The organism is Gordonia polyisoprenivorans, assembly GCF_017654315.1.
GTDB classification, from domain to species: domain Bacteria; phylum Actinomycetota; class Actinomycetes; order Mycobacteriales; family Mycobacteriaceae; genus Gordonia; species Gordonia polyisoprenivorans_A.
In genome coordinates, this window is sequence record NZ_CP072203.1 from 4,870,252 (window position 1) to 4,892,151 (window position 21,900).

Here is a 21,900-nt window from a genome sequence, read left to right on the forward strand (position 1 = left end):
GGCAGTGACGGGGAACACACGATCTCACGCGATCTGGACCCATCTACGCCCATCTGCCGCCCGAAGTCCCTGCCGAGCCACACCCGGCACCGCACCGACTCCGGTTCACGCCAAGGAGGCACCTCATGAGTGTTGACGACCTGACCATCGAACTCACCGACACCGATGGCGCCATTCCGATGACGGCGGCGCAGCGCGGCATCTACTACGCGCAGCTCCTCGAGCCCGAGGTGCCGATGTCGGTTGCCGCATTTGCCGAGTTCCACGACGCCGTCGACGCCGACCTCATGTGCCGCGCGGTCGCTGCCACCTCTGTCGAGACCGAGTCCGGTCTGATCACCCTGGTCTCCCCCGACGCCGTAGGCCACGCCGGCGAATCCGGAGACGGTGAGCCGCAAGACGGGGAGCCCCAGGTCCGGGTCGATCACACCCGCACCATTCCGCTGCACCGCCGCGACTTCTCCGCCGCCGACGATCCGCGCGCGGCCGCGTTAGCCTGGATCGACGAGCACCGCTCGCAGCCGACCGACCTGTTCTCCGACCCACTACTCGAGACCTACCTGCTCGAACTCGGCCCCCGACACAGCATCTGGTATTGCTGGGGGCACCATCTGGCCTTCGACGGCTACGCGGCGATGTACATGATGCTGCGCGTCGCGGCGCATTACACCGCACTGGCCACTGGTTCCGACGTACCGCCCGCGAACACCGCGACGATGGCACAGGTCGCCGAATTCGACCGGGACTGGCGCGAATCGCCCAATTTCGATGCTGCTCTGCAGTATTGGAATTCGCGTCTGCATGACGAGTCCGGCGCCCCCGCGGAGATCACCTCGCTGTCCACCGGATCGGCACCGGCCGCTCCGGTGGCGATGGTGCGCCCGGCGATCCTCGACGCCGACCTGATCGCCACCATCCGCGAGGTCGCCGAACGCCATCATGTGAAGGTGGCGTCGGTCATCACCGCCGCGGTCTCGGCCTACCTCGCCAAACTCAACAACCGCACCGAGGCGATGACCTCGCTGCCGGTGGCGTGCCGCGACAACGACCTGTTGCGCACCTCGGCGGGTCTGACGTCCAACGTCATCCCGATCCGCGTCGGGCTCGGCGCCGACGACACCCCGCGCAGCATCGCCGATCTCATCCGGGCCACCAACGACGACGTCCGGGCGGCGTTGCGCCATCAGCGTTTCCGCCACGAGGACATCACCGGTCGGGTGTTGGACTCGCCGTCGGGACGGCGCGGCTTCTTCGGCCCCATGATCAACGTGATGCTGTTCTTTGAGCACATCGATTTCGCCACTCTTCGAGGCGAATTGAACGTCCTGTCGACCGGGCCCGTCGAGGATGCCTCGATCAACGTCTACGACGGATTCACCGGCGGGATGCGACTCGATCTCGAGGCGAACCCGAACCTGTACTCCCCCGAGGAGATCGAAACCCATCACCATCGCATCATCGACTTCCTGGAACGGTTCGTCCGGTCCGACTCCGGCCTGCCGATCACCTCACTGCCGCTGCCCGGAATCGATGAACAGAGCCGGATCGACGTCGCATCACACGGCGACTCGGTCGATCTCGGCGACGAAACGGTCCTCGACCTGCTCGACGAGGCGGTGCGCACCCACACCGGGCACACCCGTTCGGGAGGCACCGCGATCGTCGACGCCACCTCCGGCGAAGCACTCGATCTGGCCGACTTCACCGCACTCGCACAGCACATCGCCGACGCTCTGGCCGCGCGCGGTATCGGACCGGAGTCGGTGGTCGGTGTCGCATTACCACGCGGTGTGGAGCAGGTCGTCGCGCTGCACGCGGTGATGCGGGCCGGTGCCGCATTCCTGCCGATCGATCCGGGCGAACCGGCCGAGCGACTCGCTCACATCGTCGCCACCGCCGACCCCACCGCGATCATCGTGGACTCCGACGGACCGGCACTGCCCACAGCAGCGGCCACCCTGACCGTGTCCGAATTGTTCACTGCTCCCAGCGATTCGGCAACCATCGAGAACGCGCCCGCCGAATCCGGCATCCGCCCGTCGCGTCCGCTGCCCGATCAGCCGGCCTACGTGTTGTTCACCTCCGGGTCGACCGGCATGCCCAAGGGCGTCACGATCACCCACCGCGCGCTGGCCAACCGCCTGCGCTGGACGCAGGACCGCTACCGGCTCGCCCCCGGCGACCGGGTGCTGCAGAAGACCCCCGCCACCTTCGACGTGTCGGTGTGGGAGTTCTTCTGGCCGTTCATCTCCGGGTCGGCATTGGTCGTGCCGACCCCCGACGGGCATCGCGATCCCTGGTATCTGCGTGAGGTGATCGACCGTCACGCGATCACCACCGTGCACTTCGTGCCGTCCATGCTGGCGGCCTTCGCCGAGACTCTCGGCACCGAACATGACACGGCAACAAGCACTCTGGGTAGCCTGCGGCGGATCATCACCAGTGGCGAGGCGCTGACCCCGGCCACCGTGGCCGCCACCGCACGCGTCACCGACGCACCGATCCACAACCTCTACGGCCCGACCGAGGCCGCGATCGACGTCACCCACCACGACCACTGCCGCGCCGACGACACCGTGACCCCCATCGGCACCCCGGTCTGGAACACCGACGCGATCGTCCTCGATCATCGCCTGTGCCCGCAGCCGGTGGGCGCAATCGGCGAACTCTATCTGGGCGGACCGCAGTTGGCCCGGGGATACGCCGCCCGAGCGGACCTGACGGCGTCGCGATTCATCGCCGCCGCCGACGGCCGACGCCTCTACCGCACCGGAGATCTCGTCCGTCGACGCACCGACGGTGCCCTGGAATACCTGGGCCGCAGCGACTCCCAGGTCAAGATCCGCGGCCAGCGGGTCGAACTCGGTGAGATCGAAACGGTGCTCGCGCAACTCGACGGTGTGTCCTCGGCAGCGGTGGCGTTGCGCGACGACGTCGTCGACGGTGACGTCGTGCTCGTCGGATATCTGTGCGGTGACCGACTCGATTCCCGCGACCTGCGCGGCGAACTCGCGCAACGACTCCCCGCCCACATGGTGCCCACCACCCTCATGCTCCTCGAACACATGCCGACCACCGCCAACGGCAAGCTGGATCGTCGTGCCCTCCCGGTACCCGAGCGCGCCGACTCCGGTGCGCACGTCGAGCCGGTCGGGGCGACCGAACACCTCGTCGCCGACCTCGTCGGCGAGGTCCTCGGGCGTTCGTCGATGTCGATGTCGGACAACTTCTTCGATGCCGGCGGCAACTCGCTGTCGGCGACGCGTGTCGCGGCGCGACTGTCCCGCGCGACCGGGCGCCGTGTCGGTATCCGCGACATCTTCGACTCCGCCGATCTGCGCGCGTTGGCCACCGTCGTCGACGACACCGCACTCCATGCGGCACCGGACTCCACCCGGTGGCACTCCCCCAGCGGTCCGGTTCCGCTGTCCCCCGCCCAGCATCGCCTGTGGCTGACCGACCGGCTCGGTTCCACCGACTCGGCCAACTACCACATCCCGTTCTCGGTTCGTCTCGTCGGCCAACTCGACGTCGACGCACTGCACGCGGCTCTCGTCGACGTCATCGCCCGCCACGAACCGCTGCGCAGCACGGTGACCGAGATCGACGGCACCGCCTGCATCGAGGTGCACGACGCCGCCGACGTCGACATCGATCTGACCGTCACCGAGACCGACAGGGCCGTGAGCGATCTCGAGTTCGCCGGCGCCCCCTTCGATCTCGCCCACGACATCCCGTTGCGTGCCCGTCTGGTCCGGGCCGGTTCCGACGATCACCGTCTGACGATCGTCATCCACCACATCGCCGCCGACGGGTGGTCGCTGACGCCGCTGGCCGACGACCTCGCGACCGCGTACCGCAGTCGCGCGGCCGGGCATGCCCCCGAGTGGGAGCCGCTCGGGGTGTCCTACTCGCAATTCAGCGCCACGCAGCACGCGGCCATGAAAAGCTCTTCCGCTGCAGACGATCTCGAATTCTGGCGGGCGACGCTGGACGATGCACCCACCGAAACCGAATTGCCCGTCGACCGCCCCCGGCCCCGCGAATACGATTCGCGCGGCGCCACCGTGAGCGCCTGGCTGCCCGCGCACACGCACGCCGCCCTGCACGCCGCCGCCGAATCCCGCGGAGCGAGCACCTTCATGGCGCTGCACGCGTTGGTGGCCGCGTTGCTGCGCACCGGGTCCACCCACGACGATCTGGTGATCGGCACGCCGGTCGCCGGTCGCGGCGACGCCGACCTCGACCATCTCATCGGCATGTTCGTCAACACCGTTCCGCTGCGCACCCGCGTGGACAAGCACCTCGGATTCGATGCCCTGCTCGACACCGTCCGGACCGTCGATCTCGATGCGTTCGACCACGCCGAGTTGCCCTTCGACAGGATCGTCACCGAGCTCAATCCGACCCGCGCCGCAGGCCATCACCCGTTCTTCTCGGTGTCGGTCGCTCTCGAGGACGCGATCACCGGCGGTCACGGCGCCGGCCGCGACGGCGCGGACGCGATCGATCTCGACTTCGCCGATCTGTCGGCCACCGCCTCGCGGATCGACGTCGGCCACACCAAGTTCGATCTGCAGTTCACCTTCACCGAGCGGCACGCCGCCGACGGCACGCCGGCCGGGCTCTCGCTCGAGATCGGTTATGCGACCGCACTGTTCGATGCGACGACCATCACCTCACTGGCCACCCGACTGCGCCGCATCCTCGAGGCGGTCGTGGCCGACCCGGCACGCCCCATCGGCGACATCACCCTCCTCGATCCCGCCGAGCGTCTCGGCCTCGTCCCGGCCGTCGGCATCGCCGGACGTCCCGGCGAACATCTCACCGGCCTCCTCACCGAGGCCGTGCGCGCCGAACCGGACCGCATCGCGGTGCGCGACGCGACCGCCGCCCTGACCTACCGTGAGCTCGACCGTCGGGCCAACCGGCTCGCGCGCGAGTTGCTCGATCTCGGAGCCGGCCCCGAGTGCTTCGTCGCGGTCGCCCTGCCCCGCGGGGTCGACACGATCACCGCGGTGTGGGCGATCACGCGAACCGGAGCGGCGTGGGTGCCCGTCGATCCGAACTATCCGAGCGAGCGGATCGCCTACATGATCGACGACTCGCAAGCCGTTCTGCTGCTGACAGATTCGGCGTCGGCACCGGCGGTGAGCGGCATCGCCGGCGATCGGCGCGTCGTCGTTCTCGACGAGGCCGACGGCTGGACCGGGCATGACGACGCACCCATCACCGCCGGCGAACGACCCGCACCGCTGTCGGTCGATCACCCCGCGTACCTGATCTACACCTCCGGCACGACCGGCACCCCGAAGGGCGTCGTGGTGAGTCACCGGGGGCTGGCCGACTTCGCGGCGCATCAGGTGGTGCACTTCGGGTTGACCGCCCGGTCACGCACACTGCACCTCGCCTCGCCGAGTTTCGACGCCTCGGTCCTGGAGATGCTGATGGCGATCGCGGCGGCAGCGACCATGCACATCGCCCCGCCGGGACTCGTCGGCGGACGCGAACTCGCCGAACTGATCAACGACCGCGGCATCACCCACGCCTTCCTCACGCCGTCTCTGCTGTCCACCATGGGTCCCGACGACGTGCCGGGTCTGCACGCGCTGGTGATCGGCGGAGAACACCCCAATCCCGAGGCGGTGCGCGACTGGTCGCGGGGCCCGGCCCTGTTCAACGCGTACGGGCCGACCGAGACAACGGTGGTGGCCACCGTCTCCGAGCAGATCACCCCGCTGGATTCGACGATCACCATCGGACGACCCATCCGTGGGATCGCCGCAATGGTCCTCGACGAGCGGCTGCAGCCGGTCACACCCGGCACGGTCGGCGAGTTGTACATCGCCGGACCACATCTCGCCCGCGGCTATCACGGTATTCGGCCGCTGACCTCGAAGCGCTTCATCGCCAACCCCTTCGGTGCACCCGGCGACCGGATGTACCGGACCGGCGATCTGGTGCGGTGGACCGCCGAGCACGAGCTGGAGTTCCGTGGGCGTACCGACGATCAGACCAAGATCCGTGGGCACCGGATCGAACTCGGCGAGATCGACGCGGTACTGACCGCCGACGACGCCGTCGCCTCCGCGGTCACGATCACCAGCGGCTCCGGTGAGAGCGCGAGCATCGTCGCGTTCGTCACGCTCGACGGCGACGTCGATCCCGCCGCGGCACTCGCGGGCGTCTCCGACCGCATCCGCGATCACCTTCCCGCGCACATGCTTCCGCGCAGTATCGTCGCCCTGTCGGCGATCCCGACCACCCCGATCGGCAAGATCGATCGCCGCGCGCTCGCCGACCCCGAGACCGTCGCCGCCCGCAAGGTCGGCGAGATCGGTTCGGACACCGGTGAATACGTCGCGCCCGTCGGTGCCGCCGAACGCATGGTGGCGCAGGTGATCGCCGAGCGGTTGCAACTCGACCCGGCGAGCGTGGGTCGCGATCACGACTTCTTCGAGCTCGGCGGCAACTCGCTGCTGGCCACCCACCTCGCCGGCGCGCTGGAACAGCTCGGCGGGCGTCGTATCGAGGTCCGCGAGGTGTTCGCCCATCCCACCGTGGCCGGTCTGGCGCGGCTGGCGGGCGAGGTCGGCGCAGTCGACCCGACACCGGGTACGGCACCCGCCCCGCAGTCCGACGACGGTCCCGTCGTTCCCGGGCCGGCGCAGCAACAGCTGTGGTTCCTGAACCGTCTCGGCGCCGATGATCCCGACGCCGACACCGCCTCGTACACGATCGCCTTCGCCCTCGAACTGCGCGGTGACCTCGACGTGGACGCGCTCCGGGAAGCGTTGCGCCACGCGGTCGATCGTCACGAGCCGCTGCGCACCATCTATCCCGACGTCGACGGGCGGCCCGAGCTGCGGGTCCTCGACACCGACGATGCCGCCGTCGATCTCGCGCTCGAGCACACCACCGCCGAGCTGTGGCCGCAGGCGGCCCGCGCAATGGCGCGGCAACCGTTCGATCTGACCCGCGACACCCCGCTGCGGGTCGCATTGCACCGGATCGATTCGCCCACAGGCGACTCCGATCATCACAAGCTGACCGTCGTCGTGCACCATATTGCTGCCGACGGCTGGTCGATGGCGCCGCTCGCGAACGACATCGCCGGCGCCTATGCGCGGATTCGCGACGGTCGATCATCGTCGCAACCGCCTCTCCGGGTCGGCTACCGCGACCATCTGCGGTGGCAGGCCCGGGGTCTCGGCGTCGATCCCGGCGCGGTCGTCCACCCGCGCCGGATCGACGACCGGGACAGTCGCCTCGCGACGCTAGCCGACTGGTGGGAGGACACCCTCTCGGGGATGGATCACACCCCGGCCCTCGCCCCGGATGCCACACCGGCACACAATGATTCGGCCGGCGATCGGCAGGACTCCACCCCGGATGCCGCCGGTGTCGTCCGCGTCGACTTCGGCCGCGACATCCGTGACCGGCTGCGCGGGCTCGCCGGTGACCACGTCACCGAGTTCACGCTCCTGCACACCTTGCTGGCCGCGACGCTGCGGCATCACGACGCGCGACCCGAGGTGCAGATCGACGGCGCCGTTTCCGACGTCGTGATCGGAACACCGGTGTCGGGCCGCACAGATCCCCGGCTCGCCGACATCGTCGGGATGTTCGTCAACTCGGTGGTGCTGCGCACCCCGGTCGACGGGCAGCAGAGTTTCGGCCGGTTGCTCGATGAGGTGCGCGATCGTGATCTCGATGCACTCGTGCACGCCGACATGCCCTTCGAGTACCTCGTGGCCCGGATCAACCCGCCGCGCACCGGCCGTCATCCGTTGTTCTCGATCGCGCTGGCCGCCGACGCGTCGATGCGCGACGGCGCCACCGAACTACCACTGCCGCAGCTGCCCGGACTCGAGGTGTCGGCCGAGGAGGTCGAGACCGGCTCGGCCCGTTTCGATCTCGAGATCCGGCTGCGCTCGGACACCCTCGTCTGCACCTATGCCACCGACGTCTATTCGCGCGCTCGCGTGGAGTCGGTCGCCCGCGATCTGGTGGCGCTGGCACACGCCATCCTCGACGATCCCGATCGGCCCCTCGACGACGTGCTGCCCTCCCGAGCCGCCCAGGTCCGGATCCCCGACCACGAGGCCCCGGCGCCGCGTCACCTCGCCGACTTCCTGGAGACCGCGGCCGTCGAGCACCCCGATACCATCGCCATCGACGACGGAACCGCTGCGCTGACCTATCGTGAGCTCCTCACGCGCGCCGAACGGTGGGCCTCACACCTGCGCGATCTCGGCATCGGTACCGACGACGTCGTCGCCGTCGCCCTGCCCCGATCGGTCGACTCGGTGACCGCCACCTGGGCCGTCGCGCTGGCCGGCGGCGCGGTGTTGCCGATCGATCCGCGCCATCCCGACGAGCGGATCGCCCACATGCTCACCGATTCCGGTGCGCTGCTGGGGATCACCTCCGATACCCGCCTGGGCACCCTGCCGCATCCGGTGTGGTGGGTCGACACCGTGTCCCTCGATGCGTGGCCGCTGCACTTCGCCTCCCCGCGGACCCCGGAAGGGGAACTGCGGGCGGCGGCGCTCGCCGAATCCAGTGCCGACCGACACCCCGACAGCGCCGCGTACGTCATCTACACCTCCGGCTCGACCGGCACACCCAAGGGCGTCATCGTGCCGCACGCCGGCCTCGCCGCGTTCAGCTCCTCGCAGCGTGACCGGCACGGCGTCGAACCCGGCGCTCGCACATTGCATTTCGCCTCCCCGAGCTTCGACGCGTCGATGCTCGAGCTGCTCCTGGCCGTCGACGCCGGCGCGACCATGGTGATCGCGCCCACCGACATCGTCGGTGGTGACGAGCTGGTGGACTTCCTTGCCGCCCAGGCGATCACGCATGCCTTCATCACCCCGGCCGCCCTGGCCACGGCCCGTCACCGCGAACTGCCGAACCTGGTGACCTTGGCCGTCGGTGGCGAGGCCACCACCGCCGAGCAGGTGTCGCTCTGGGCCCCGGGCCGCCGCATGATCAACTGCTACGGGCCGACCGAGACCACCATCGTCGCCACCATGTCGGCGCCGCTGGAGCCGGGCGCCGAGATCTCCATCGGCACACCGGTGGCCGGTACCATCGCACTCGTCCTGGATCACCGCCTGCGCCCGGTACCCGACGAGTGCCCGGGCGAGTTGTATCTCATCTCGCCGGGGGTCGCCCGCGGCTACCTGCACCGCAGTGCCCTGAGCGCCGCACGCTTCGTCGCCGCCCCGGACCTACCCGGTGTGCCGGCCGGCACACCGATGTATCGCACCGGCGACGTGGTGCACCAGCGAAGCGACGGTTCGCTGATCTTCCACGGCCGCAGCGACAATCAGGTCAAGGTGCGAGGATTCCGCATCGAACTCGACGAGGTGGGCGCGGCGCTCGCGGCGCATCCGGCCGTCGACTTCGCCGCGGCAGCGGTCGGTGGCACCGGTGCCGATGCGGCACTCCTCGGGTACGTCCGGCTCGCCGCTGTCGAGTCCGCTGCCCCCACCCCAGGCGACCTGCGCGCCTTCGTGTCTCGCACACTGCCATCACACATGGTGCCGGCAACGGTGATCGTGATCGACGAGATCCCGCTGACACCCAATGGCAAACTCGACCGCAAGGCCCTGCTCGCCATGGAGCGCGCGGCGACGGTGCCCGCCGACGAGCCCGCGACCGCCGCTCGAGCGGCGCGCTCTCCGCTCGCGCTCGTCGCCGAGACCATCGCCGGGGTACTCGACGTCGATCCCGCCGAGGTCGACGCCGACGCCGACTTCTTCGGTCTGGGCGGCACCTCCCTGCAGGCCACCACCGTCATCAGCCGTCTCAACCGGCGCCACGACGGCCCGGCACTGCGGGTTCGTGACCTGTTCGATCACCCACGGATCGGTGATCTCGCGGCGCTGGTGAATCCCTCTGACGCACAGCCGATCCCGGAATCCGAGAGCACCGGACGGCCCACCGTGTCACGGCCTGCACAGGTACCGGCGGCACCGGTGCAACGCGGACTGTGGTCGATCGCCCGCGCCAACCCGGCATCGACGGACTACCTGATCCCGCTGGCGATCCGGCTCGACGGCCGCGTCGACCTCGACGCACTGCGCGGAGCCCTCACCGACCTGGTGACCAAGCACGTCTCCCTACGGACCGTGTTCCCCGCGCTCAACTCCGCACCGCACGGAGTGGTCCTCGAGCACGGCCACGAGGTGATCGGTGATCTCGCCGTACAGACCGTCGGTGATATGCCCGCAGCGATCGCCGAGCGCCTCTCCCGGCCCATCGACCCGGTGTCGCAGGCCCCTATGCGGGTACATCTGCTGGCGCCGTCGCCGGACCCCGGCAACGGTGACGCGACCGACGGGGACAGCAGTGACGAGCACAGCAGTGACGAGAACAGCGCTCATGTGCTGCTGCTGGTGATCCACCACATCGCCGCCGACGGTGCGTCGCTGCCCGTCCTGGCCGCCGATCTCGCCGCCGCGTACGCCGAGCGTCTCGCCGGCCGTACCGACGCCTGGCCCGAACCCGACGTCGACTACCGCGACTATGCGATCCGCGCGGCCGCACTCGACCGCGATGATCTCGCGTATTGGTCCGAGCTGCATGCCGATTCGCCCACCGAGACCGCCGTGCCCGCCACCCGCGCGGCCGCAGCTGGTGAGGCCGGTTCCGGCGGGGCGGGCACCGTCACGGTACCGATCGACGACACCCTGCGCAGCGACCTCGTCGCCTGGGCGCGGGAGAACGCCACCACCGGATTCACGGTGCTGCACACCGCACTGGCGATTCTGCTGCACCGGCTCGGCGTCGGCGACGACCTGGTGATCGGCAGTCCGGTCGCCAATCGGTCCGGCCCCAACGACGACGGTCCCGCCATGGACTGCACCGGCATGGTCGGTATGTTCGTCAACACCCTCGCCCTGCGCACCCGGGTACGGGCCGACGACACGATTGCCGCGGTGCTCGAGCGCGTCCGCGATGCCGATCTGTCGGCCCTCGACCGCCGCGACACCCCCTTCGACGAGGTGGTCGAGGCGGTGAACCCGGACCGCAGGCCCGGACGCCATCCGCTGTTCCAGATCGCGCTGTCGGTCCACGATTTCGGCGACGGACTCCTGGGAACGGCGTGGCCGCTCTCCGATGAACTCACCGGCGAGGTCCTCGACATCGGTGCTGCGGCAGCCAAGTTCGATCTCCAGTTCACCGTGACCGGACTCGCGCCCCGCACCGCGCCGAGTTCGTCGGCGCCCGGCGCGATGCTCGAGGTGACCTTCGATCGCACCCGCTACGGCCACGCCGACACCGAGATCCTCGCCACCCGTCTGCTGCGGGTCGTGCGGGCCATGATCACCGACGCCGACCGCCCGATCGGCGATGTGCGGATCACCGATCCGCTCGAGGTCGCCGAGGTCAGCCCGGCGCGCGGCCCCGAATCGGCGCCGACGCTCACCCTCTGCTCGCTGTTTGACGAGGCGGTCCGTCGCAATCCGGACGGCTGTGCCGCGGTGGCCGAGTATGCCGACGGCACCGAGGAATCGCTCACCTACGCCGAGCTGGACGCCCGCGCCAATCGGCTCGCCCGGGTGATCCTCGGACGCGATCTCGGCGACACCGAACCGGTGATCGCGATGGCGATCCCCCGCTCGATCGACGCGCTCGTCGCCATCTGGGCGATCGTGCGTTCAGGTGCCGCCTATGTGCCGATCGACCCGACCTACCCGGCCGACCGGATCGCGCACATGCTCGCCGATTCCGGTGCCGTGCTGGTGCTCACCCGCTCCGATGTCGCCGAGCGGATCGGCGACACCGTGCCCACGGTGATCGTCGACTCGACGGCCACCCGGTCACGACTCGGCCGCAGCGCACCCACACCGATCAGCGACCGCGAACGAATCCCGGTACACCGCACCGATGCCCTGGCCTACGTCATCTACACCTCGGGGTCGACCGGGCGACCCAAGGGCGTGTTGGTCCCGCATTCGGGACTGCGTGCGGTCCACGACGAACTGCACTCCCGCATGGCACCCGGCACCGACTCCCGGGTCCTGCATTTCGCCTCCCCGAGTTTCGATGCCTCGGTACTGGAATTCCTGCTGGCGGCATCGGGATCGGCTGCGCTGGTGATCGTTCCGCCGGACCTCTACGGCGGCACGGCTCTGGCCGAGTTCATCGACCGGCATTGCGTCAGCCACGCGTTCATCACACCCGCGGCGGTGGCGAGCATGGATCCGGCGTCGGTCCCGACCCTGTCGCACCTGGCCATCGGCGGTGAGGCCTACGGCCCCGACCTGGTCCGTCGCTGGGCACCCGATCGCACCGTGCTCAACGTGTACGGCCCCACCGAGACGACGATCATCGTCACCGGCAGTGAACCGCTTGCGGCGCAAGCCGATCCGAACGAGGTCGGCGCGCTGACCATCGGCACACCCAACAACGGTGTCGCCGCGATGGTCTTGGATTCGCGCCTCCATCCGGTGCCGACCGGGGTGATCGGTGAGCTGTATCTGCTCGGTGATCAGGTGACCCGCGGATATCACCGCAGGCCCGCGCTGACCGCGCAGCGGTATCTGCCGGTCCCGATGGTCGCGGGCCCGGACTGGGCCGGCGCCCGCATGTACCGCACCGGCGATCTGGTCGCGCGGGACGAGCTCGGACGTCTGCGCTACGTCGGCCGATCGGACAACCAGGTGCAGTTGCGCGGCTTCCGCGTCGAACTGGGTGAGATCGACGACGCCCTGTGCGACAATCCGACAGTCGATTTCGCCGTCACCGTGCTGGTGGAGGATGCCGCGGCCGAGGCGGGATCGGCAGCCCCGGCCCGCCTGCATTCCTACGTCCGCGCCGCCGACGGCGCCACGATCGACACGGCGGCACTGACCCGGCAGGTCGCGAACCGGTTGCCACGACACATGGTCCCAGCGAGTATCACCGTGCTCGACGAGATCCCGTTGACTCCGGTCGGCAAACTCGATCGCGCGGCGCTGCCGCAACCCGCACGCGTTGCCGAAGCCGGTCGCGCACCCCGGCCCGGCGCGGAAACCCTTGTCGCGTCGACCTTTGCCGACATCCTGGGGATCGCGCCGTCCGCGGTGCACGCCGACGACGGGTTCTTCGACCTCGGCGGCAACTCGTTGTCGGCGACCGAGGTGACCGCGCGGCTGTCCGCGGCGACCGGTCGCGACGTCCGGGTCAACGACCTGTTCGCGGCGCCGACGCCCGCGGAACTCGCTGCCGTACTGGGCGATTCCGCGAGCACGACGACCACCGGCACCTCCGGGCCGGAGTCCGACGACCACGATCGGGCACCGTCGGCGATGGCGACGGTGTTGCCGCTGCGTCGTCGACGCACCGCCGACGGCCCGGCCCCGCTGTTCGTGATCCATCCGGCGATCGGCCTGTCGTGGAGCTTCTCCTCGCTGCTGACCCATCTACCCGCCGACCGCCCGGTCTACGGTCTGCAACATCCGGCGCTGAGCGGCGGCGTGTCACCGGACTCGGTGGGCGCGTTGGCAGCTCACTACGTCGAGCAGATCCGGACGATCCACCCCGACGGTCCGTACCATCTGCTCGGGTGGTCGCTGGGCGGTCTCATCGCACACGAGATGGCGGTGCAACTCACCGAGGCCGGCGAGAAGGTGGGCCAGTTGATGTTGCTCGACGCCTTCGTCGTCGCACAACGTCCGGATCTGGACACCACCCCCGATCTCGGTGCGCTGCTCGCCGAATTCGGTATCCGCCCCGAGCACTCCGGTGAACTGACCACCGAACGCGCGTGGGAGGCGGTGGTGGCCGCGGGCGGACCACTGGCCTCACTCGACGTCGACGAGTTCGCCGCGGTGCACCGGGTCTTCGTCGATGCCTCGCGACTCGCCGAGACCTGGCATCCCCGCCGGTACGACGGAGACGCGGTGTTCGTCTCGGCGACCGCCGACACGCCGCCGGGGCCAGCGGCGATCGCCGGATGGACCCGTGCGCTGCGCGGCCACGTCCACGAGGTCCGGCTGAACTGCTCGCACGCCCGAATGTTGCAGAGCGAGAACGTACCCGGGTTCGCCCGGGCCATCGCAGAGGCCTGATGCGGCGGCCACCACCGCCATCGGTCGAGAGTCCACACGAATCACACGAGATGGGAGCATCACGATGACCAACCCGTTCGACGACACCGACGGGGTCTTCTCCGTCCTGGTCAACCACGAGAACCAGCATTCGCTGTGGCCGGATTTCGCGCCGATCCCGCAGGGATGGCAGCAGGTCTACGGACCCGACGGACACGACGCCTGCCTGGCTTACGTCGAGGACCACTGGCACGACATGCGGCCGGCGAGCCTGATCGCCGCGATGGGTGAGGCGCCCGACGCCCACCGAACCGGGAGGATCCAGGATGGGACGGCATAGCATGGCCGGCGGATTCGACCCCGACCTCAGTTCCTCACATCCCGGCGCGACCGACCCGATCACCGAGCGCCTACCCACCACCGGCTCGGCTCCGGCGCTGGAATTGACCGGTGTGACAAAGACATTCAGCTCCGGTCCGTTCGGGCGCGGACGAAAGGTGCGGGCCCTCGACGGCCTCGATCTGACCGTGCCCGCCGGGACGGTCCACGCGCTGCTCGGCCCCAACGGTGCGGGCAAGACGACAACCGTCCGCGCCGTCGCGACACTGATGCGCCCGGATTCCGGCTCGGTGAAGGTGTGCGGCCTCGACGCGCTCGCCGACCCGGGGGCCGTCCGCGACATCATCGGGGTGTCGGGTCAGTACGCCGCCGTCGACGGGACGCTCACCGGCTTCGAGAACCTGCGCATGGTCGCCCAGCTCTACGGACATTCGCGCCGCGACGCGAGCGAGCGGGCACGCGCACTGATCAACGATCTGGATCTCGACGCCGCGGCCGATCGTCCGATGCGTACCTACTCCGGCGGTATGCGACGTCGCCTCGACCTCGCCGGTGCGCTCATCAACGATCCGAAGCTGATCATCCTCGATGAGCCCACCACCGGTCTCGACCCCCGCGGCCGGCGCCAGATCTGGGAGGTCATCGGCGAGCAGGTCGCCACCGGGACGACGGTGCTGCTGACCACCCAGTACCTCGAGGAGGCCGACGAACTCGCCGACCGGATCACCGTGATCGATCACGGCACGATCCGCGCGCAGGGCACCGCGACCGAGCTCAAGGAGACCACCGCACCGGCGATCCTCACCGTCGAGGTCGCCCCGCATCACGATCGGCACGATCGGGGCAGCGGCACCGCCACCGAGGTCATCGCGACCACGCTGGCCGAGGTCGGTCTCGGCATGCCCGAGCGGATCGACGACGTGCGCTGGTCGGTACCGGTTGCCGGCGGAACGCGCAGTGCGGTCGCCGCGGTACGGATCTGCGGCGAGTTCGGGATCGAGATCGTCGACGCCTCGGTGAGCACCCCCACCCTCGACGACGTCTTCCTCCGGCTGACCGGTCGCGTCGCCGCCGACCCGCCGGCAAGCGAGGACCCACAACGATTGGAGCCCAGCGATGTTCGCTGACACCGCAGTCCTGGTCGAACGAAACCTGCTGACCGTCAAACGCATCCCGACCCTGCTGCTCTCGGCGACCGTGCAGCCGTTGATGTTCGTGGTGCTCTTCGCCTATGTCTTCGGCGCCACCCTCGGCGGAGCCCCCTACCGGGAGTTCCTGATGGCCGGCATCTTCACCCAGACCGTCGTCTTCAACGCCGCCTTCACCACCGTTGGCCTGGCCGGTGACATGTCCGGGGGCATCGTCGATCGTCTCCGGTCGCTGCCGATGTCACGCATCGGGGTGATCGCCGCACGTGTCGGTTCGGACATGCTGCTCGGCGCCATCGGACTCGCGGTCATGGTGGCCAGTGGTCTGGCCATCGGCTGGCGGGTCCGCGGCAGCGCCGGCGACGCGGTGATCGCATTCGCCGTGATCGCCTTGTTCGCCCTGGCGATGGCCTGGATCGGCGCGGTCAGCGGCCTGGCCGCACCGAATGTGGAAGTGGCCCAGAGCATCGGGTTCCTGTGGATGTTCCCGGTGACGTTCCTCTCCAGTGCGTTCATCTCCGCACAGAGTCTGCCGGGACCGCTGCGCGCGATCGCCGAATGGAATCCGGTGACCGCGGTGGCGACGATGGAACGCGAGAAGTTCGGCAACAGTGCGCCGCCGGATTTCCCGGCCCCGTCCGGATGGGTCGCCGACCACACCCTGGGGTACTCGATCGGCGCCAGCCTGGTGATCCTCGCGGTGTGCGTGCCGGTGTCGTTGCTGCTCTACCGCCGTTCGACGAGTCGGTAACGACTCATGATCAATCGACAGGGATCGTGACACCATGCTGATCGGACATGTCTACCGTGGAGGGGTGCCACCCTCCACCGATGACACGTCGCCGCCACACCGCGAGCCCGACACCCACGAGCGCCGCGGATTCATCGACGCGCCTCGCCATGACCTTTCCCTGCCCGACGATTCCGATACCTCGATGCGTGCGCTGCTCGAGGCGTCGGCGCTCGGCGACCGGGCATCCTTCGCCCGGCTCTACGACCTGACCAACGCCCGGATCTACGGTCTGGTGCTACGCGTGATCCGGGATGCCAACTATGCCGAGGAGGTCGTCCAGGAGGCGTACCTGCAGTACTGGCAGAAGGCGTCGACCTATCGGCCCGAACGCGGGTCGGTGATCACCTGGATGATGACCATCGCCCACCGGCGTGCGATCGATCGGGTGCGTACCGAGGATCTGCAACGACGCCGGGTCACCGAGGCCGGCGTGGCGCAGGCATCGGTCTCCGATCCCCTGCCGCTCGAGGTGGTCGTCGACCGTGAGGAAACCCGGACGTTGCGGACCTGTCTCGACGATCTCACCGAACTGCAGCGCTCCAGCATCGAGATGTCCTACTTCAACGGCCTGACCTATCCCGAGGTGGCCGCCCGCACCGACACCCCGCTGCCGACCATCAAGTCGCGCATGCGGGACGGGCTGCGGCGGCTGCGTGACTGCCTGCGAGGACGCGGCCATGCCTGACACCGAGTGGCTCGACGACCACGTCGAATTGTTCGCCATCCACGCCCTCGAGGGCTCCGAGGCCGACCGATTCGTCGACGAGTACAACGGGCTGACCCCGTTGGAGCGCACCATCTACGACGGCCGTATCGACGAAATCCACACCACCATGGCCGATTTCGCTGCCGGCTACGCCCTGGCGGCGCGACCGGAACTGCGCGATCGCGTCCTCGATCACGTCTTCTCCGCGCCCGCCGACACCACCGGACCGCCCGTCTCTGCACAGGCGTCGTCCTCCGCGGGATCGCCGTCGTGGTCGAGCCCGACCTCCTCGATTTCGACTCCGGCGAGCACCGATACCGGTCGGCACACGGCGGTGTCGCCGGTCGCCGGGAAGGACAACCCCGCGTACGCGGCAACCGGTCCGCCCGCTCCGGAAACCCCGACGCCGGAAGGTCCGGACGACGGCCGGGTCATCGACCTGGCCGCGCGTCGGCGCAGACGAGCCGCAGCCCTGGCCGCCGCGGCGGTCGTCGTGGGCGTGGCGCTCGGTGCCGGTGTGCTCGTCGGACGACAGACGGCTCCGCAGCCGGCGCCGACGACGACGACGGCCGATCGCAACGTCCTCGACGTCCTGCAGGCACCGGATGCGGTGGTCTCGGTCGCCCGGCTGGCCGACGATCACGGAGCGATGTCGGTGGTGGCGTCGCGGACCCAGAATCGGGCCGTGGCGGTGCTACGCGATCAGCGCACCCCGCTGCCCTCGAATCGCACCTACCAGCTGTGGCTGGTCGGCGGCGCGAACGCGCAGCCCGCGTCGGCGGGCCTCGTTCCGGGTTCCGCGGCGAGCGATCCCTTGCTCATCGAACGCATCGACAACTCTCAGGTTCTGGCCGTCACCATCGAGCCGGAGGGCGGATCAGCGCAGCCGACGACCGACATTCTCGGGCAGGTGTCACTGTGATTCCCGTCCGAGCCGACGTGCTACCCGGTTGACGACGACGACCCCCGGACGCCATCGGCGCGCGGGAGTCGTCGTCGGTCTCGGGTGTACCGGGATTGCAGGACGTTGCGCGGTTCACCAGTCCTCGAGGCGGGTGATGCCGTCCTGCAGCGCGCGTGCCAGCAGATGGGTCTTCGTCGGCGCGGGGCGACCGACGGCCGCATACTTCGCCCGGATACGGGCCAGGTGGGTGCTCACGGTCGATGCCGCGATGAACAGTTGCTCGGCAGCCTCGTCCTTCGATTCCGCTGCCAACCAGGCGAGAAGCACCTCGATCTCGCGCGGAGAGAGCACCGGACGCCGGATCGGCGCGGGCGCGGGCCCGGCGCTGGGCATGACCGGGCGAATCGGCGGCCGGACCGGTGCGAGCGGGCGCATCCGCAGATGCGAGCCCGGCGCGACCGGCGGTCGATAGTCGGCGATACGGGCCACCGAGGCGCGGGCGTCGCGGGGGTGACCGACCGGATGTCCGGGGGCCGGAAGGGGCATGGTGTCCGAGATATCGGAATGCGCGGTCGTCACCGTTGGTCCTCGTTCGCTGTCAGGTACCACGGCTCACGCGCGTGGATCGCGCTCGCCGTTCGCACTGGGGTCGATCAACTTTCACAGAGAATGTTAAGGCTGCGTTCAGCAACCGAATAGTCCCAACATGGGGGACGTCGTTTGCAGATGCAAGGATTAAGCAATTCGTCAATCTGTGATCTCGGTACGATCCCGGATCTCGGGCTCACCATTCGCCCGGTAGTCCAGACGTCGCGCACCGTCGTCAGTGCGCACCACGATCGTGCCGATCGGGTCGCGACCGAGGGGATGGATGCGGACCGTCACCGTGTCGCCGGGTGCCAGTGATCGCACCAGGTCCACCAGAGCGGCCCGCAGTCCGGCGATGCCCGGATCCCGGGAGGAGTCGACGAGCCCGTGCGCGCCGGGTGCGGCGGGTGCGGCGGATCCACTGCCGACGAACCGCGCCATGAGCCGCTGAATCCGGGCCTCGCGTGGCCCCATCGAGGTCATCGTGGCGGCTCGGTCTCGTCGCCGTCGCCGTCGCCGCGTCGAGGCATCGGCAGCCAGCCGTCCTCGATCGCACGCTTGTAGAGGTCGATCTTGGTGCGGGTCGGACGCCCGGCGTCGGCGTACTTGGCGCGGATGCGCTTGAGGTACTCGTTGACCGTCTCCGCGGTGACCCCGAGCACCGCACCGACGCCAGCGGAGGTCTCCCCCGACGCGTACAGCGCGAGCACCCGCTGCAGTTGGGGACTGAGATCGACGGCGGCGAGCTCCGGATCGCCGTCGAGCGCGGCGGCCCATTCGGTGGTCAGCACGGCGCGGCCCTGTCCCGCATCGCGTAGCGCCCCGCGGATCTCATCCTCCGACGCCGACTTGAGCACCACCCCGAGCGCCCCGGCCTTCGCGGCCGATCGCAACAGCGCCGGATGTTCCCCGGAGGTGTAGACCACGGTGCCGATCCCGGCCTCACGGAGCCGGGCGACGTTCTGCCGCGGCGTGGTGCCATCGTCGAGACGCAGGTCGAGCAGCACCACGTCGAGCGGCTCGCCCGCGGCGAGCACCTCGTCGACCGTCGCCGCCGCACACACCAATTCCAGATCGGGTTCGCCCTCCAGGATGCGCTCGACACCCCAGATCGGCGAGCGGTGGTCGTCGACCATGCCGACCCGCAACACACCGTCGCCTCGCATCGCGCACCGACCTCCCGATTGTCATCACCGACGAATCCCTCAGGTGTCAGATACCACGCACATATCCGATCGGCGCTGCTCGTGGCACTGAGAGAAGGCGTTTTTCATCCGATCAGGTGGCTCGATCCCGGCCTCGCCGTGCGGCTCACCGCGTAGTATCACCGCGACGGAAAAAGTAGAACATGTTCTAGAACCGACTCACGGCGAGGCGAGGAACCAACGATGACGCACCCTTCCCGACATGACGTATTGGGCTCGACGGTGACGATGCCGGTCGAGATCCGGCGCGCACGCTGCTTCGTCGCGGGGTTCACCGCCGACGCGAGGGCGATGCAGACCGCAATCGACGCCGCCGGCGACACCCGTGGCGCGCTGGCACCGCTGCGGATACGTCGCGGCCGGGGTATGTGCATGCTGGTCTTCGTCGACTACATCGACGGCGACCTCGGGCCCTACAACGAATTCGGGGTCTGCTTCCTCGTCGATCCGACCACGACCGACGACGCCCCCGGCGATTCCCGCCCCGGCGACTCCAGGGCCGGCGGTTCGTGGTCCGGGCTGCGGTCGCTGTTCGCCGGCGACGCCCGGGCCCTGATCCACCGGCTGCCGGTCGACGGTGAGTTCACCCTCGCCGCCGGACGCGGGATCTGGGGATTCCCGAAGATCCTCGCCGACTTCGACGTCGACCACGAGTCGACGACCCGGCACGGCCGGGTGAGCGTCGACGGTCGGCTGATCGCCGACCTCACCGTCAAGCCGGGCATGCCGATGCCCGCATCCTCGGTGGAGACCACGCTGCATGCGTACTCGCAGCTCGACGGCACGCTGCGGATGACGCCGTGGCGACTGCGGTCGATCACCGGCACCCGGACCCGGCTCGGCGGTGCCCGCCTGCACCTCGGCGACCACGAGATCGCCGACGAACTGCGCTCTCTCGGCCTGTCGCGGCACGCGCTCATGACGACGTCGGTGCGCAGCCTCGCCGTGACCTTCGACGACGCCGAGGTCGTCTGAGCAACAACCACGTGCGGGGTGACTCCGCAAGCCGGGGACCCGACGGATCGAATCCGTAGACTGGCGGGGTCGTCCCAGCCCCGGTCGCCGACAGCCGCGACCGTCCCCAGCCAGTCAGGCGGTGTCGCACGTGAGCAATCTCGAAGCCCAGCCGGCGGAGGTCGAATGTCGAACCGTCGCCCAGAATTCGGTCGCCCAGAACTCGGTCGCGCAGAACTCCTCGGACGAGAAACGAGGCCGATGGCGCGTCGAGGTCCTCACCTCGCGTGATGTCCCCCTCGGCGGTCCGCGCGCGATGACCGTCCACCGAACCGTGCCGCAGCGCAGCCGGTCGTTGATCGGCGCCTGGTGTTTCGCCGACCACTACGGTCCCGACGACGTCTCGACCACCGGCGGAATGGACGTGCCACCGCATCCGCACACCGGGTTGCAAACCGCGAGTTGGTTGTTCACCGGTGAGATCGAACACCGGGACACCATGGGCAACCATGCGATGGTCCGGCCCGGTGAACTCAATCTGATGACCGCGGGGCACGGCATCGCCCACACCGAGGTGTCCACCCCCGACACCACGGTGCTCCACGGCGTGCAACTGTGGATCGCCCTGCCCGCCGACGCCGTCGACACGCCACGGGATTTCGCGCACTACGCGCCACCGCTGATCACCGTCGGTGAGGCCACCGCACGTGTCTTCCTCGGGGAGCTGCTCGGCAGCACCTCCCCCGTGCACACCTTCACACCGCTTCTCGGTGCCGAACTCCACCTACCGGCAGGGGCCGAGATCAGCCTCGACGTCCGAGACGACTTCGAACACGGATTCCTCGTCGACACCGGCCGTGTCGAGATCGTGGGCTCCACCGCCCCCATCCTCGAACGCACCCAACTCGGCTACGTCGGACTCGGCGCGAACACTCTCACTCTGCGCAACCACGCCGAACACACCGCACGCATCGTGGTGCTCGGCGGCGCACCGCTGAACGAGGACATCGTGATGTGGTGGAACTTCATCGGGCGCAGCCACGACGACATCGTCGCCTTCCGCGAGGAGTGGATGGCCCACAGTGAGCGCTTCGGTCAGGTGCAGGGATACACCGGTGATATCCAGCACCTGCCCGCCCCCACGCTCCCCGGTACGCGCCTGCGGGCGCGGGAGAACATGCCGGGGCGGGCGCTGGAGAAGTGAGCGCAGGAGGGGTG

At 69.3% G+C, this 21,900-nt stretch carries 11 protein-coding genes; 8 read left to right on the top strand and 3 right to left on the bottom strand.

Annotated elements, in window-relative coordinates:
* The first annotated feature begins 125 nt into the window (after window positions 1–125).
* From J6U32_RS22090 to J6U32_RS22115, 6 genes are all read left to right on the top strand, one after another.
* On the top strand, window positions 126–14,066 hold the full coding sequence (locus J6U32_RS22090) for a non-ribosomal peptide synthetase (RefSeq protein WP_208792149.1): 13,941 nt from the start codon (window positions 126–128) through the stop codon (window positions 14,064–14,066).
* Between the two features lie 64 nt (window positions 14,067–14,130).
* Window positions 14,131–14,385 carry an MbtH family protein gene (locus J6U32_RS22095; RefSeq protein ID WP_208792150.1) on the top strand — a complete coding sequence of 85 codons (255 nt, stop codon included), beginning with the start codon at window positions 14,131–14,133 and terminating at the stop codon, window positions 14,383–14,385.
* 1 nt (window position 14,386) lies between these two features.
* On the top strand, window positions 14,387–15,511 hold the full coding sequence (locus J6U32_RS22100; RefSeq protein ID WP_208796271.1) for an ABC transporter ATP-binding protein: 1,125 nt from the start codon (window positions 14,387–14,389) through the stop codon (window positions 15,509–15,511).
* Window positions 15,501–16,283 (top strand): ABC transporter permease, encoded by a 783-nt coding sequence (locus J6U32_RS22105; RefSeq protein ID WP_208792151.1) that lies wholly within the window; start codon window positions 15,501–15,503, stop codon window positions 16,281–16,283. The genes J6U32_RS22100 and J6U32_RS22105 overlap by 11 nt, the downstream gene beginning before the upstream one ends.
* 34 nt (window positions 16,284–16,317) lie before the next feature.
* On the top strand, window positions 16,318–17,010 hold the full coding sequence (locus tag J6U32_RS22110) for a sigma-70 family RNA polymerase sigma factor (RefSeq protein ID WP_208792152.1): 693 nt from the start codon (window positions 16,318–16,320) through the stop codon (window positions 17,008–17,010).
* Window positions 17,003–17,953: an anti-sigma factor gene (locus tag J6U32_RS22115; protein ID WP_208792153.1), complete on the top strand. Its 951-nt coding sequence runs from the start codon at window positions 17,003–17,005 to the stop codon at window positions 17,951–17,953. The genes J6U32_RS22110 and J6U32_RS22115 overlap by 8 nt, the downstream gene beginning before the upstream one ends.
* A gap of 114 nt (window positions 17,954–18,067) precedes the next feature.
* Here the strand turns inward: J6U32_RS22115 and J6U32_RS22120 are convergent, their stop codons facing one another.
* The 3 genes from J6U32_RS22120 to J6U32_RS22130 all read right to left on the bottom strand — a co-directional run bounded on the left by J6U32_RS22120 (window position 18,068) and on the right by J6U32_RS22130 (window position 19,689).
* On the bottom strand, window positions 18,068–18,481 hold the full coding sequence (locus J6U32_RS22120; protein WP_208796272.1) for a response regulator transcription factor: 414 nt from the start codon (window positions 18,479–18,481) through the stop codon (window positions 18,068–18,070).
* A gap of 201 nt (window positions 18,482–18,682) precedes the next feature.
* On the bottom strand, window positions 18,683–18,997 hold the full coding sequence (locus J6U32_RS22125; protein WP_208792154.1) for a hypothetical protein: 315 nt from the start codon (window positions 18,995–18,997) through the stop codon (window positions 18,683–18,685).
* Window positions 18,998–19,002: 5 nt separating this feature from the next.
* Window positions 19,003–19,689, bottom strand: coding sequence for a helix-turn-helix transcriptional regulator (locus J6U32_RS22130; RefSeq protein WP_244332273.1), 687 nt, complete (start codon window positions 19,687–19,689; stop codon window positions 19,003–19,005).
* Window positions 19,690–19,911: 222 nt separating this feature from the next.
* Here J6U32_RS22130 and J6U32_RS22135 point away from each other — a divergent pair, with 222 nt between their 5' ends.
* Both J6U32_RS22135 and J6U32_RS22140 read left to right on the top strand, forming a co-directional pair.
* Window positions 19,912–20,703: an acetoacetate decarboxylase family protein gene (locus tag J6U32_RS22135; RefSeq protein ID WP_208792155.1), complete on the top strand. Its 792-nt coding sequence runs from the start codon at window positions 19,912–19,914 to the stop codon at window positions 20,701–20,703.
* 130 nt (window positions 20,704–20,833) lie between these two features.
* Window positions 20,834–21,886 carry a pirin family protein gene (locus tag J6U32_RS22140; RefSeq protein WP_208792156.1) on the top strand — a complete coding sequence of 351 codons (1,053 nt, stop codon included), beginning with the start codon at window positions 20,834–20,836 and terminating at the stop codon, window positions 21,884–21,886.
* Window positions 21,887–21,900: the final 14 nt, after the last annotated feature.